The 12200-nt window shown below is 56.7% G+C and carries 16 protein-coding genes; 12 read left to right on the top strand and 4 right to left on the bottom strand.

Annotation, left to right across the window (positions count from 1 at the left end):
* Nucleotides 1-21: 21 nt before the first annotated feature.
* Together AC0J4F_RS18100 and AC0J4F_RS18095 are read right to left on the bottom strand one after the other, a co-directional pair.
* Nucleotides 22-888: a PPC domain-containing DNA-binding protein gene (locus tag AC0J4F_RS18100; protein WP_473024240.1), complete on the bottom strand. Its 867-nt coding sequence runs from the start codon at nt 886-888 to the stop codon at nt 22-24.
* A complete protein-coding gene (locus AC0J4F_RS18095; RefSeq protein ID WP_473024239.1) occupies nt 885-2465 on the bottom strand; it encodes an acyl-CoA synthetase in 1581 nt (526 codons plus the stop codon). Before AC0J4F_RS18095 ends, AC0J4F_RS18100 begins: the two co-directional genes overlap by 4 nt.
* A gap of 158 nt (nt 2466-2623) precedes the next feature.
* On the opposite strand from AC0J4F_RS18095, the gene AC0J4F_RS18090 reads away from it, so the two are divergent.
* Nucleotides 2624-3433, top strand: a complete 810-nt coding sequence (locus tag AC0J4F_RS18090; protein WP_473024238.1) for an alpha/beta hydrolase — start codon at nt 2624-2626, stop codon at nt 3431-3433.
* 3 nt (nt 3434-3436) lie between these two features.
* Here the strand turns inward: AC0J4F_RS18090 and AC0J4F_RS18085 are convergent, their stop codons facing one another.
* Nucleotides 3437-3787 carry a PilZ domain-containing protein gene (locus AC0J4F_RS18085; protein ID WP_422023893.1) on the bottom strand — a complete coding sequence of 117 codons (351 nt, stop codon included), beginning with the start codon at nt 3785-3787 and terminating at the stop codon, nt 3437-3439.
* Nucleotides 3788-3813: 26 nt separating this feature from the next.
* Nucleotides 3814-4359: a hypothetical protein gene (locus AC0J4F_RS18080; RefSeq protein ID WP_473024237.1), complete on the bottom strand. Its 546-nt coding sequence runs from the start codon at nt 4357-4359 to the stop codon at nt 3814-3816.
* Between the two features lie 179 nt (nt 4360-4538).
* Between AC0J4F_RS18080 and flgB the strand changes: the two genes are divergently transcribed.
* The 11 genes from flgB to AC0J4F_RS18025 all read left to right on the top strand — a co-directional run bounded on the left by flgB (nt 4539) and on the right by AC0J4F_RS18025 (nt 12084).
* On the top strand, nt 4539-4919 hold the full coding sequence (gene flgB / locus AC0J4F_RS18075) for a flagellar basal body rod protein FlgB (protein ID WP_040451983.1): 381 nt from the start codon (nt 4539-4541) through the stop codon (nt 4917-4919).
* A gap of 19 nt (nt 4920-4938) precedes the next feature.
* Nucleotides 4939-5355 (top strand): flagellar basal body rod protein FlgC, encoded by a 417-nt coding sequence (flgC, locus tag AC0J4F_RS18070; protein ID WP_473024236.1) that lies wholly within the window; start codon nt 4939-4941, stop codon nt 5353-5355.
* Between the two features lie 2 nt (nt 5356-5357).
* Nucleotides 5358-5696, top strand: coding sequence for a flagellar hook-basal body complex protein FliE (fliE, locus tag AC0J4F_RS18065; RefSeq protein WP_133949892.1), 339 nt, complete (start codon nt 5358-5360; stop codon nt 5694-5696).
* 67 nt (nt 5697-5763) lie between these two features.
* Nucleotides 5764-6552: a flagellar basal-body rod protein FlgG gene (flgG, locus tag AC0J4F_RS18060; protein WP_473024235.1), complete on the top strand. Its 789-nt coding sequence runs from the start codon at nt 5764-5766 to the stop codon at nt 6550-6552.
* A gap of 17 nt (nt 6553-6569) precedes the next feature.
* Nucleotides 6570-7028, top strand: coding sequence for a flagellar basal body P-ring formation chaperone FlgA (gene flgA / locus AC0J4F_RS18055; protein ID WP_473024234.1), 459 nt, complete (start codon nt 6570-6572; stop codon nt 7026-7028).
* Nucleotides 7029-7031: 3 nt separating this feature from the next.
* Nucleotides 7032-8129, top strand: coding sequence for a flagellar basal body P-ring protein FlgI (gene flgI / locus AC0J4F_RS18050; protein ID WP_133949886.1), 1098 nt, complete (start codon nt 7032-7034; stop codon nt 8127-8129).
* A gap of 144 nt (nt 8130-8273) precedes the next feature.
* Nucleotides 8274-8825 carry a MotE family protein gene (locus AC0J4F_RS18045; protein ID WP_473024233.1) on the top strand — a complete coding sequence of 184 codons (552 nt, stop codon included), beginning with the start codon at nt 8274-8276 and terminating at the stop codon, nt 8823-8825.
* 8 nt (nt 8826-8833) lie between these two features.
* Complete coding sequence (flgH, locus tag AC0J4F_RS18040; protein ID WP_133951126.1) at nt 8834-9529, top strand: flagellar basal body L-ring protein FlgH; 696 nt, start codon at nt 8834-8836, stop codon at nt 9527-9529.
* A 17-nt stretch (nt 9530-9546) separates the two neighbouring features.
* Nucleotides 9547-10044, top strand: coding sequence for a flagellar basal body-associated FliL family protein (locus AC0J4F_RS18035; protein WP_209002424.1), 498 nt, complete (start codon nt 9547-9549; stop codon nt 10042-10044).
* Nucleotides 10044-10784 (top strand): flagellar type III secretion system pore protein FliP, encoded by a 741-nt coding sequence (gene fliP, locus AC0J4F_RS18030; RefSeq protein WP_133951123.1) that lies wholly within the window; start codon nt 10044-10046, stop codon nt 10782-10784. Before AC0J4F_RS18035 ends, fliP begins: the two co-directional genes overlap by 1 nt.
* A gap of 385 nt (nt 10785-11169) precedes the next feature.
* The gene (locus AC0J4F_RS18025) at nt 11170-12084 is read left to right on the top strand and encodes a flagellin N-terminal helical domain-containing protein (RefSeq protein WP_133949884.1); all 915 of its coding nucleotides are present in this window, start codon (nt 11170-11172) and stop codon (nt 12082-12084) included.
* The last annotated feature ends 116 nt before the right edge of the window (nt 12085-12200 follow it).

Genomic DNA, 12200 nt, shown 5'->3' with positions numbered 1-12200 from the left:
GCCTTTTCTTTTTTTGAGGTCTCAGTCTTGCGCGACAAGCAGCAGCTCGTTGGTCACGAGGGTCGGACATTTTCCCGGCGTCGCATGCCCTTGAAACAGGCCCTTGTTGAGATCGACAGTCCGCAAGGGCAGGGACAACTTCCCGTTCTGCGGCATTCCGGCACCGTTCTGGAGCAGGATTTCTGAGATCAGGCCGGTCATCGGTGGGCCGTCTTCAAAGTGCGCCCCTGCAAGGCTACCGAGACCATGAACCGAGTAGACGGCTCCGGGAAGCTGATTGCCGAGTTCGGTGATCCCTTCATGAAGATCTGTAAATGGCGCAAGGGTGGTGATGAGCGCGTTGGCAGTCTTCCCAGACATCGCGTCCCGGTCTGGCGTCACACGGAACAGCGTGAATTCTGTTTCCGGGTCAAACGATGCTTCGAATCGTGCACCAACGAGCCCGTAACCGGAAATGTTTGCACTTGCGGCAATCGTGAGAGTGTCCGGTAGGAGATGCCCGAGGTGCCAGGCGCCATTTTCGCGCCAATAGGCGTGAATGTGCGCAAACCAAGCGCCATCGCGCCAGCCGAGGATGGCAACAGCCTCCTCAAGTTCAGTACCTTTTGAGGAATGCGTATCGCTGTACCAGGCCGCGTGGCGGTCATCGACGGCCCGGTCGGGCATGACATAATCAAAGGCAGCCAACTGAACGCCGGAAAGATCGAGAACGGCCGAGGAAAACCCGGTGGAATCTGCCCAGCGCCCCAATGAATTCAGTAACGACTCGCCAGCTGAAACCTGACACGCAATCTTGGTGGCGTGGCACGGCGCATATGGCATGCGGTCCTGTGCCTTTGGGCCGGGATGCCGGATATCGCCCAGCGTCTGTGGAGCAGGGCGCCTCATAGCAGACCTTTTTCGGTCAGGAATTCGCGCACGAGTTTCTTCGTGATCTTGCCATAGGCACTCGTCGGCATTTCCTCGATGAACAGATAACGGGCCGGCATCTTGTAACGGGTGATTTTGTCCTTCAAAAACTCGCTGAGTTCGGCGGCGTCTGCTTGTTGGCCAGTCTCCCTTACACAGACGGCAAGTCCAACCTCTCCCCATTGCGGATCAGGGATGCCCAAAATCGCGACCTCGGAGACCGCCGGATGGGTCAGCAGGATCTCTTCGACCTCCTTGGGGTAAACATTCGACCCACCGGAAATATACATGTCTGACGCCCGCCCGGTCAGATAGAGATAGCGCTGGTCGTCCATGTGGCCGATGTCGCCGGTGCGGAACCAGCCATCCCGGAAGGATTTGGCGTTGGCGCCATCATCGTCGAGATACCCGGCGCAGACGGCTGATCCGACGACGCAGACCTCGCCAGTCTCATTCGGCCCGAGGATCTTGCCTGTCTCGTCCTGAATGCTGACTTCGATGCCAGTTCGTTCTACCCCGCAGGTTCCGACCCTGGCGTTTGGTCCATCATCAACGCTGTGTTCATCCGGCCGCAGCACCGTGATGTTTCCTGTGACTTCTCCGAGGCCGTAATACTGGACCAGAACCGGTCCAAGTGCTTCCAGCGCCCGCTTCTGGTCTTCGCGGTACATCGGTGCCCCGGCATAAATGAGGTGACGGAGGCTGGAGTGATCGAATTGGTCGACGGCTGGATCCTCAACAAGTCGCTTCACGATGGTTGGCACGGTGAACATGTTCGACACCTTGTGCCGTTCAATCAGCTGGAACGCGTCATGTGGCCGGAAGCCGCCCTTCGGCATCAGGATGTGCGCCGACCCGCAAGAGAGTTGGGCAATCAACTGAAGGCCTGCCCCATGAGAAAGAGGTGCGATCACCAGCGAGGCGTCGGTTTCGCTGGTGCCGGGCAAAAGATCGGCCATGTAGTTGACAACGACAAACCCGATTTGCCCGTGTGTGAGGACGACCGCTTTTGGCCGCCCCGTCGAACCGGATGTGAAGAAGAACCAGCATGGGTCATTGTGAACGACCTCCACATTGGGTCCCGGCGCGCCGGCATGCTTTTCAAGCAAGGCCTCGTAAGACACGCCGAACGCGCTTTCACCAATCGTGACGATGCCTGAAAGATCCGGACATGCGGCTGCAACGGCCTCGGCTTGGGCCGCATACTCCGCATCGCAAAGGAAGACGGTCACCTTGGATTTTTCAGCCGCATAAGCGGTTTCGCCAGGCGCCTGCCGGAAGTTACACGGCACCCAAACAGCCCCGAGCCGGAAAGCCGCCAGCATGATCTCGATCATCTGATGCGAGTTTTGCGCCTGAACCAGCATCCGGTCGCCCTTGGCGATACCGAAATCCGATGAAAGCGCGCTGGATAGGGCCGAAACACGGCGATCAAGGTCCTGCCACGACCAGATTTGATCTTCCCAGACAATCGCGGGACGGTCTGGCCACCGCTTGGCGTTGCGTGTCAAAAAGTGCGCAAGGTTCGCCACGCGATTGGAACAGCGCTCAATCATCAGATGAGGTCCTCCCTGGAAATCTGTGCTGACAACCTAGGGCGCAGTGGTCTGATTTGACAAGCAATATGAATGGTCTATCGGCCATTTCAATTCCCGCCCAAATTATGCAAGGATGCGCGCCGGTTTAATTTCGCATGCAGTTGCAGGACGGTTTTATGACGACTTCGCCCGACTTTGATTGGAATAATGCTTACGAAAACGGCGCCTATATTGAGGACGCTCAAAGCTATCCGGCGCGGTGGGCCGATGAAGCCCTCGAATTCCGGTCGGGCTGGATCAAAAAAGACATCGACATCATCTATGGCGATACGGACCGTCAGCGTCTGGACCTTTTTCACTCTGAAGACAAAAGCAAGGGTCTGGTGGTCTTTGTACATGGTGGCTACTGGCGCCGCTTTGACAAATCCTACTGGTCGCATTTGGCGCGGGGCGCGCTTCGAAGCGGTTGGTCTGTCTGTTTGCCTAGCTATGAATTGGCGCCAGACGTTCGTATCCCGCAGATTACGGCGCAGATCGGCACGGCACTCAACAAGGCCGCGCGGCGGGTCGAAGGACCAATCCGTCTGTCGGGCCACTCTGCTGGCGGCCATCTTGTCAGCCGCATGATCTGTGCAGACACACCGCTCAATCCGGACGTGCTGGAGCGCATCGAAAATGTTGTCTCCATCAGCGGCCTGCATGATCTTCGGCCTTTGATGAAGACGTCGATGAATGATGACTTTTTGCTCACCGAGGCTGACGCGGTGAAAGAAAGCGCTGCCTTGCAGAAACCTGCCAAAGACTGCCCTGTGACGGCCTGGGTTGGTGGTGACGAGCGGCCTGAATTTATTCGCCAGTCACAGCTGCTGGCGGAGGCCTGGGACAATGCCAAGGTGTTTGTAGACGAAGGCAAGCATCATTTTGATGTCATTGAGGGTTTGATCGACCCGGCAAGTCCGCTGACAAGTGAGCTGCTTTCGCAATAACATCTAGTCTTCAACGGCATAAAACCGTTGTGCGAGGCGGCGGACACCGGTGTTTTCGTAGTAGCTGATCGAGGCTGGGGGAACCAGATAGGCAACCCCGGCCTCCAGTCCGTCGCGCCAGCTTAGGCGGACTTCCGCGATCGTCCGCTCGTTCACATCAAAAACATAGAACTCCTTCGGCAGGGGTATGTCTTCATTCAGCAGGATCCGAAGGCCGCCCGCGGAGATGTCTCGCGTGGTGCAGTCGCAGATGTATTCGTTGGTCAAGCTGGCGAGTTTTGCGGGCCGCAGGCGAGTGCGCCGGCGCGGAAACAGCCGCTTTTGAACGGCATCCATTGTTGCTTGCCGATTCAAGCATAATCCTTTGAACATCTGAGACCTCAGCGGCGGGGAGATGCCGCAGGCGGCATGGGCGGGGGCGGCGCAAGTTCAGGCCGTGGCTCCAAGGCCGCCGGCGGTTCCTGACCCCGGATGAGGGGGCGACCATAATAGTTGGGATCGCCGAGCGTTGTCGGCCGGTGGGTAACGCCCGACTGTTCGTTGGCGCAGCGTTGATAGGCAAGATCATATAGGCTTTGCCAGCCCGCCGGGTAACTTCCCAGATTGTCGAGAACACTGAGCGCTCCGCCAATGGCCGCACCCCGGCGTGCGCCGCTTGGACCATCCCAAATTCCTCCGGCCACGGCTCCGCGTGCTCCGTTCTCATAGATGTTCAGATCAGCCGGATCGGGATTGACGTGGGCATTCGCGTAAGAGCGCGCATAGGCATCACAATTGACCGGTTGGGCATTTGCTGACGATACCACAACTGTGCTGGCAAGTGTCGCCAACCCCACAATAGCTGGCTTCAGGACACGCTTTTGAAGGCGATGACGAAAAGGGCTTGCTGTCAATGAGGTGCCGATCGGGCGCCAGCGTTGGGTCATTGGGATCTCCGGTCATTCCAATCCGGGTGCATGTAAGTGTGCCGGTTTCAAATCTTGAAGCACCATCGGTCACCCATGAAGGTTGTGCGGGCCTTGCGGCGCGGATTGGCAAAGGGCCAGCCCCAGACAAGCTTGGACATTTAGAACTGGCACCAATCCCGGCTGAATGGAGGTATTCGATGGAACCGGTGTTCCTGAACAAACTGGTCTCGCAAAACAACGAATGGCTGTCTGTCCGTCAGGCCGCGATTGCTGAGAACATCGCCAATGCCAACACCCCTGGTTTTGGTGCCAAAGATGTTGAGCCTTTCGTTTCGGTGATTAGCAAAACTCATCTTGCCATGACCGCGACCCATGGAAGCCATCTGGGCCAGACCATGGAGGCAGCCAAAGCCTCAGACATGGAAAAAGCTGACAGCTGGAACGTCACCCACTCCGGCAACTCCGTGAGCCTGGAACAGGAGTTGATGAAAGCCGGTGAGGTCGCGCGCGACCATTCGCTGAATGCCAGCATCGCCAAGTCGTTTCACAAAATGTACCTCGCAGCCGTTCGTCCCTAAGCCAAAGTGATCTGAACTCATGTCCGACCCCCTTTCTGCCACACTGCAAATTGCCGCCTCCGGCTTGAAGGCTCAGTCCGACCGGATGCGGATTGTTTCCGAAAACCTCGCCAACGCCCGCTCCACCGGTGAGGTTTCCGGCGATGATCCCTACCGGCGCAAGACGATTACCTTTGAAAGCGAATTCAACCGCGCAACCCAGGCCAATCTGGTCGCAGTCAAAGGGATTGGAACTGACAAGGCGCCATTCACCGTTGAATACGATCCGGGTCACCCTGCGGCGGACGTTGATGGCTATGTGAAAATGCCAAACGTCAACACGCTGATGGAACTCGCGGACATGCGCGAAACCAATCGGTCCTACGAAGCCAATTTGAAAGTCATGACGCAGGCCCGCGAAATGGTCATGCGCCACATAGACCTGTTGAGGAACTGATCATGATCAACGAAATCTCCGCGCTGACATCTGCGGCCTCGAGCGACGGTATTCTAAAGTCCTCGTCGACCACCCGCTACATGAACTCGACGCCTGAGCTGGGTGGCACGGAAGCTGTCTCCGGCCCGTCCTTTTCGGACGCTATGGCCGAGGTCTCGCAATCAGCCATCGATAAAGTGAAAAACGGAGAAGCAGCCGCAATCGCCGGCGTCGATGGTCAAGCTTCCGTTCAGCAAGTTGTTGAAGCTGTCATGCAGGCGGAATCCACGCTGCAGACCGCCATTGCCATTCGCGACAAGGTCGTGAACGCCTATCAGGAAATCAGCCGGATGACGATCTAGGCGAGCGCGCTTCTATCGAGAGCGATTTAATCGTCAGTCAGATTTGGCGAATTCAGGAGACGTAAAAATGAAAGCCCTTGCCATCGCTGCAACCGGCATGAGCGCCCAACAGCTCAATGTTGAAGTTGTTGCCAACAACATTGCCAATATGAACACGACGTCGTTCAAACGGGCGCAGGCGGAATTCTCAGACCTTCTTTATCAGGCAGAGCGTCTTCAAGGCGTGCCAAACCGCGGCGGCGAAGATCCGGTTCCTGAAGGAGCGCAGCTGGGTCTTGGAGTAAAAACCGCCGGTATTCGCAAACTGCATATGCAAGGCCCGCTGACCAACACGGGCAACCAGTTCGATATCGCGCTGGACGGCCGTGGCTGGTTTGAAATTACCGGCCCGGACGATGAAACCCTTTACACCCGGGCCGGCTCTTTCAACAAGAACGCGGATGGCCGTCTGGTGACCATCGACGGTTATACAGTTGAACCGGCAATTATCGTTCCGGAAGAAACCATCGAAGTGGTGATCAACGAAACCGGGCAGGTCTATGCCAAGATCGATGGCGAGATCCAGCCACGTGAAATCGGCCAGCTGTCTCTTGCAAATTTTGCAAATGATGTCGGTCTCGAACCGGTTGGTGGAAATCTCTTCCGGGAGACGCCGGCCTCCGGTGCTCCGGTTGCCGGTGTTCCTGGTGATCCTGGCTTCGGTGTTGTCCGCCAGGGGTATCTGGAATCGTCCAATGTCGATCCTGTGAAGGAAATCACGGCGCTCATTGCCGCACAGCGCGGGTATGAGATGAACTCAAAGGTCATGAAAGCGGCGGATGAAATGGCCAATACCGTGACCAATGGCATCCGCTAGAAAAGGCGGTTCACGAAATGACCAAAGTCCTTAAACGCGTCGCCTTCTTTTTGTTTGTGCTAACCGCAGCCCCTTCGGCACACGCAGCGAGCATTGAATTGCCGGTTGCCCGCCAAACGATCCCAGCTGGTAGTGAAATCGGCCATCGGGACTTGGTGGAGCGCAAGTTCCCCAGCCGCACTGCTACACAGTTCGCGGTTGCCTCACATCGGAGCCAGCTGGTCGGACAGGTGACCCGGCGCACACTGTTGCCCGGCCAGCCGATCCCGATCAACTCGGTCGAAAAACCGTTGCTCGTCAAACGGGGCGAACCGGCCCGGCTGGTGTTTCAGGAACAAGGACTGGTCATCATCATGCAGGTCGAGGCGTTACAAAACGGGGGCGCAGGCAGTTTCGTACGTGTTCGAAACGTCGACAGCGGTTTGGTCGTGTCCGGAAGAGTTCAGCAGGACGGCACGATCCGCGTGGAGAATTGATTTATGTTCCGTATTTTCATTTGCCTGTTGGCGGTTTTGACCGCTGTACCGGCGACCGCGATGGTGCGGATCAAGGATATCGCCACGTTGCAAGGTGTGCGTGACAACCAATTGGTCGGTTACGGCCTGGTTATTGGTCTGAAGGGGTCTGGCGATACACTGCGCAACTCTCCTTTCACCGAGCAGTCTCTTCAGTCGATGCTCGATAGTCTTGGGGTGAATGTTCGCGAAACGCGGCTCAGGACGAGGAATGTCGCCGCTGTCGTTGTGACGGCTGAAATGCCGTCCTTTATCGGCAAGGGATCGACCATCGATATCAGCGTTTCTTCCTTAGGCGATGCCACATCATTGGCAGGCGGTACGCTGGTTGCCACACCATTGCTTGGTGCGGATGGTCAGATTTACGCTGTAGGTCAAGGACCGGTCGCAGTGTCCGGGTTCGCAGAACTGGGTGCTGCGGAAAGCTTGACCCAGGGAATTCCAACCGTCGGCCGTATACCGAATGGCGGGCTTATCGAGCGGAACCTGCCGGCGAAATTCTCGCAAATTCCCGATCTTGTGCTGGAACTGTCCAATCCGGATTTCAAGACGGCTGTCCGCATCACCGACGCAATCAACCGGTACACCCGGGAGCGCTATGGAGTGCGGGTCGCTATGGAACGCGATTACCGGTCCGTAGATTTGACGCCACCACCGAAGGTGAGCTTGACCCGTTTCATCGCGGAAATTGAATCCATCCGCGTCCGGCCGGACCAAAGCGCCAAGGTCGTGATTGATGAGCGCACGGGAACCGTTGTGATCGGCAAGGACGTTCAGATTTCCACAGTTGCCATCACCCATGGAAATCTGACAGTCCGGATTTCCGAAGCACCGGAAGTTTCCCAGCCGGCACCGTTCTCTCAAGGGGAGACTGTTGTGGTCCCACGGACTTATGTGGATGCGCAGGAAACCGGCGGGCGGCTTGCGGTTGTCGGTGGAACGGATCTTCCGACATTGGTGCGGGGGCTCAACCGGATTGGCCTACGCCCGACCGGGATCATTGCAATCCTGCAGGCGATCAAGACAGCCGGGGCACTTCAGGCAGAACTGGTTGTTCAATAAACCAGCAGGCCAAACAGGTCAGCAATCTCGAACAAGGCGCCGCGGTTTTGCGGCGCCTTTTGTTTTCAGGGCATCAACAGCCTCGCGCAAGCTCGATCGGCGAATGTCCAATCAAACGGGTCACTCGCAAAGGACAATGTGTTCATGTCTAAATTCGTGGATGAATGCCGAAAAGCCGGCGTTCTGACATGCCTGGTTCTTCAATTGATCTGCGCGGGGAGCGCGGCGCAGGCACAAACACCGCCGCAAAAGCCGCAAGAGGCGGCAGCCGCCCCGGCGCAACCTGCCATACCGTATCGTGACAGCCAGCTTTACTGCAAGAACATCGCCGAAGCGGCGAGCGACGCCCGGATCCAATGGCAGACTTGGAAGATGATTGCCCTGGAAGGGCGGCTTCAGGCGCGGATTGCCGAGTTGCAACGCAAGGAGCGCGAGTTCGAGGCCTGGGTTGAACGCCGGGAACAGCTTCTGGAGCAGGTCGAGGACCAGGTCGTCAGCATCATTGGCCGGATGCGTCCGACCGCCGCCGCAGAACAGCTTTCCACCACCGAAGAAGAAGCTGCGGTTGGCGTTCTTTTGAAGCTGAAAGCACGTGTTGCCAGCGCGATCCTGGATGAAATGGAGCCCGCAAGGGCAGCGCAGCTGACGCAGACCATGATGGGCTTCACCGACCCCGAAATACAACGGAGATTTTGATGCGCCTGATGCTTGTTTCTTTAGGGGCCGTATTGCTCTCCGGCTGTGCCGGGCAACTGGAAGATATCGGCCGTGCCCCGGAAATGACCCCGGTCGGCTATGGGTTGGCCAATCGGCCAGCAACCGTTTACCCGCTTGGCACGTTCAACAAGGGCGGGATAAAGGACTACAATTCGCTGTGGCGCAATGATCGTGAGAATTTCTTTGCTGATCCAAGGGCCAAGAAAATCGGCGACGTCCTGACTGTTGTCATCCAGATCGACGACCGTGCAGAACTCGACAACACGTCTGAGCGCGGCCGGTCTGCCGACATCGGTATTGGCGGTTCCTATTCAGCCGGCAGCAACAACAGCACATCGGGCGGCCAGGCAGAGCTCAACGGCAATTCCGGGTCTTCGTCTGCAGGATCCGGGTCTATCGACCGGTCTGAGGAGATTGAGCTCTCTGTTGCTGCCATCGTGATCGACCGGCTTCCCAATGGGAACATGGTGATTTCCGGCTCACAGGAAGTCCGTGTCAACTACGAGATGCGCATCCTGAATGTCGGAGGGATCGTCAGACCGCGTGACATCGAGAGCAACAACACCATCCCGTACGACAAGATCGCAGAGGCCCGCATTTCCTACGGTGGCCGCGGCCGGATCTCCGAGGTCCAACAGCCGGGTTGGGGCCAGCAGATCTATGACATCGTCACACCGTTCTAGGCTGGAAGGGATCGAATATGTCTAACAGTCTTGTGCCCTATGAAGGGCAGGAAACCGGTGACGCAAAATCCAATTTCATGGCAGCGCTTATCCTGATTAGTTTGATTGGTGCAGGCGCCGGTGCCGGACTTGCGAAAATCGTCTCCGACATGACCGAAACTGCGGTCCATGGCCGGATCCGGGACGCCCAAACCTTCAGTCAGACCTTGCCGTTTTCACCTTCCACCCGCCTGCAGCGGCTTGAGCCCCTGGTGACCAACCTGGCAACACCGCCCAGCACATGGATCCGGGTTCAGGCAACGCTTTTGCTGGAAGACGAGCCGGATACGGACGTGTCTGTTCTGCGCAAGCGGATCGAGGACGATTTTCTGAGTTTCCTGCGCACATTGACCCTGGCGCATCTGGAAGGCGGGGTTGGCTTGCAGCACTTGCGCGAAGACCTGAATGAGCGCGCCAAGGTGCGCAGCAAGGGCAAGGTTCGCGAAGTAATCCTGGAGTCTGTGGTTATCCAATGATGAGGTTGTTTTTAACCGTTGCCGCTTTGTTTGCTCTGACCGGAGCCGCAGCGGCGCAGGTGCCGGACTTGTCTGCATTGCTGCCGGAAGGCGAGGGCAGCGCGTCGGGCCGCATCATCCAGATGATCATCTTGCTCACGGTGCTGTCTTTGGCACCGGGCATTTTGATCATGGTCACCAGTTTCATCCGGTTCGTGATTGCTTTTTCGTTTCTCCGGTCCGGTATTGGCCTGCAGACGACACCCGGCAATCTCATCCTGATTTCGCTTGCGCTTTTCATGACGTTTTACGTCATGGCGCCAACCTTCGACCGGGCATGGGAAGATGGTGTCCGGCCATTGATGAACAACGAGATCACCGAGGAAGAGGCCTATGTGAAGATCACCGAGCCATTTCGCGAGTTCATGCTGAGCCAGGTGCGCGAAAAGGATCTGGTGCTCTTTGATGATCTCGCGGCCGGCCGGGTGACCGACGGATCGGCGGCCTCAGCGGAAGAGGTGGAGCTGCGCGTCCTCATTCCGGCCTTCATGATTTCCGAATTGCGGCGGGGATTTGAAATCGGGTTTTTGATCGCGCTGCCGTTTCTCGTGATCGATATGATCGTGGCTACTATTACCATGTCTATGGGCATGATGATGCTGCCGCCAACCGTGATCTCCCTGCCATTCAAGGCCTTGTTCTTCATCCTGATCGACGGATGGAACCTGCTGGTTGGCAGCCTTGTGCGGTCTTTTTTCTAGCGGGAGTAATAGTCAAGAATTTAAACGGGCGGGGCCATCGGCTCCGCCTTTGTCATTTTGGCGAGGGACTGAACCACGCAAAGAAATAACTCTTGGCCGCCAACGAACACGACTGTTTATGGGTATTCCAAGACCAAAACAGATTTTTGGGTTTCGAAACTCGCGGATAAATCCGCTTTGTGTCGTTGCTCTGTTTGAAATGCTGAAAAGAATCAACTTGAAATGATCCGTGTAAGCTTCGCGCAAGGTTTGTGCGCTAGCTTTCAAATCACACGACGGGTTGAGCAAATCCTACCAACGCTCAAAAGCATGATGCTGCCCCGCCGTCCCGGTGTAACTCCGGAATGTCCCATCCTCAAAACTTATGATTTGAAAGGGACATATCATGTCTAGCTTGCTTACTAACAGCTCCGCAATGACCGCTCTGCAAACGCTGAGCATGACCAACAAAAACATGGCGACAACGCAGAACCGTATCTCTACCGGTCTCCGTGTTGGCGGTGCGGAAGACAACGCAGCTTACTGGTCCATTGCAACGACCATGCGTTCCGACAACATGGCTCTGAGTGCCGTTAACGACTCTCTTGGCCTGGGCGCTGCGGTTGTTGACACCATGTATACCAGCATGAACAGCACTGTTGATGTTCTGAACGAAATCAAGTCCAAACTCACCACCGCTTCTGGTGCTGGTGTTGACCGGGCGAAGATCCAGTCCGACATCGACCAGCTGCAGGACCAGCTCGGCACAATCGCATCGTCTGCTGTGTTCAACGGTGAATCCTGGTTGCAGGAAGACTCTGCAACTGCGAACGCCACAAAAAGCGTCATTGCTTCGTTTAGCCGCGATGCCGCTGGTCTGTTCACACTGGACAGCATTGATATTGACGTGACCAATATCCGGCTGTTTGATACCACTGCTGACACCGGTCTAATGGACCGTGATTACACAGCCGGTGGTACCACTGTCGCGATCGAAGACATTGACGTATCAGCTCTGACCGACTCCGTTGCTGACCGCACGACGATCCAGGAAACCATTGCGGTGGTTGACTTGGCCATAGCGGAAGTAACCGATGCGGCGACTGACCTTGGTTCCGTCAAGAAGCGCATCGATCTCCAGCAGACGTTCGTATCCAACCTGACTGATGCTGTTGATCGTGGTATCGGCCAGTTGGTGGACGCCGACATGAACAAAGAGTCGACCCGCCTTCAGGCTCTGCAGACACAGCAGCAGCTCGGCATTCAGGCTCTTTCCATCGCTAACCAGGGCGCACAGAACATTCTGTCCCTGTTCCGTTAATCTTCACCGATTTCCGGATGAGAGGCCGCGCCCTTTTGGGCGCGGTCTTTTTTTTGTTTTGGAATCAGCCCCTTCGCCAAAACATGACAGGCTCGCACAAGCTCCGGATCCGATAG

The sequence above is a fragment of the Roseibium sp. R5 genome (assembly GCF_055755305.1).
The sequence above is the reverse complement of the archived record's forward strand: the minus strand, read 5'-3'. Positions and strand labels throughout refer to the sequence as shown.

Coding starts and splice junctions, on each gene's coding strand:
- AC0J4F_RS18100 (WP_473024240.1), bottom strand. CDS start 888: ATGAGGCGCCCTGCTCCACAGACGCTGGGCGATATCCGGCATCCCGGC.
- AC0J4F_RS18095 (WP_473024239.1), bottom strand. CDS start 2,465: ATGATTGAGCGCTGTTCCAATCGCGTGGCGAACCTTGCGCACTTTTTG.
- AC0J4F_RS18090 (WP_473024238.1), top strand. CDS start 2,624: ATGACGACTTCGCCCGACTTTGATTGGAATAATGCTTACGAAAACGGC.
- AC0J4F_RS18080 (WP_473024237.1), bottom strand. CDS start 4,359: ATGACCCAACGCTGGCGCCCGATCGGCACCTCATTGACAGCAAGCCCT.
- flgB (WP_040451983.1), top strand. CDS start 4,539: ATGGAACCGGTGTTCCTGAACAAACTGGTCTCGCAAAACAACGAATGG.
- flgC (WP_473024236.1), top strand. CDS start 4,939: ATGTCCGACCCCCTTTCTGCCACACTGCAAATTGCCGCCTCCGGCTTG.
- fliE (WP_133949892.1), top strand. CDS start 5,358: ATGATCAACGAAATCTCCGCGCTGACATCTGCGGCCTCGAGCGACGGT.
- flgG (WP_473024235.1), top strand. CDS start 5,764: ATGAAAGCCCTTGCCATCGCTGCAACCGGCATGAGCGCCCAACAGCTC.
- flgA (WP_473024234.1), top strand. CDS start 6,570: ATGACCAAAGTCCTTAAACGCGTCGCCTTCTTTTTGTTTGTGCTAACC.
- flgI (WP_133949886.1), top strand. CDS start 7,032: ATGTTCCGTATTTTCATTTGCCTGTTGGCGGTTTTGACCGCTGTACCG.
- AC0J4F_RS18045 (WP_473024233.1), top strand. CDS start 8,274: ATGTCTAAATTCGTGGATGAATGCCGAAAAGCCGGCGTTCTGACATGC.
- flgH (WP_133951126.1), top strand. CDS start 8,834: ATGCTTGTTTCTTTAGGGGCCGTATTGCTCTCCGGCTGTGCCGGGCAA.
- AC0J4F_RS18035 (WP_209002424.1), top strand. CDS start 9,547: ATGTCTAACAGTCTTGTGCCCTATGAAGGGCAGGAAACCGGTGACGCA.
- fliP (WP_133951123.1), top strand. CDS start 10,044: ATGAGGTTGTTTTTAACCGTTGCCGCTTTGTTTGCTCTGACCGGAGCC.
- AC0J4F_RS18025 (WP_133949884.1), top strand. CDS start 11,170: ATGTCTAGCTTGCTTACTAACAGCTCCGCAATGACCGCTCTGCAAACG.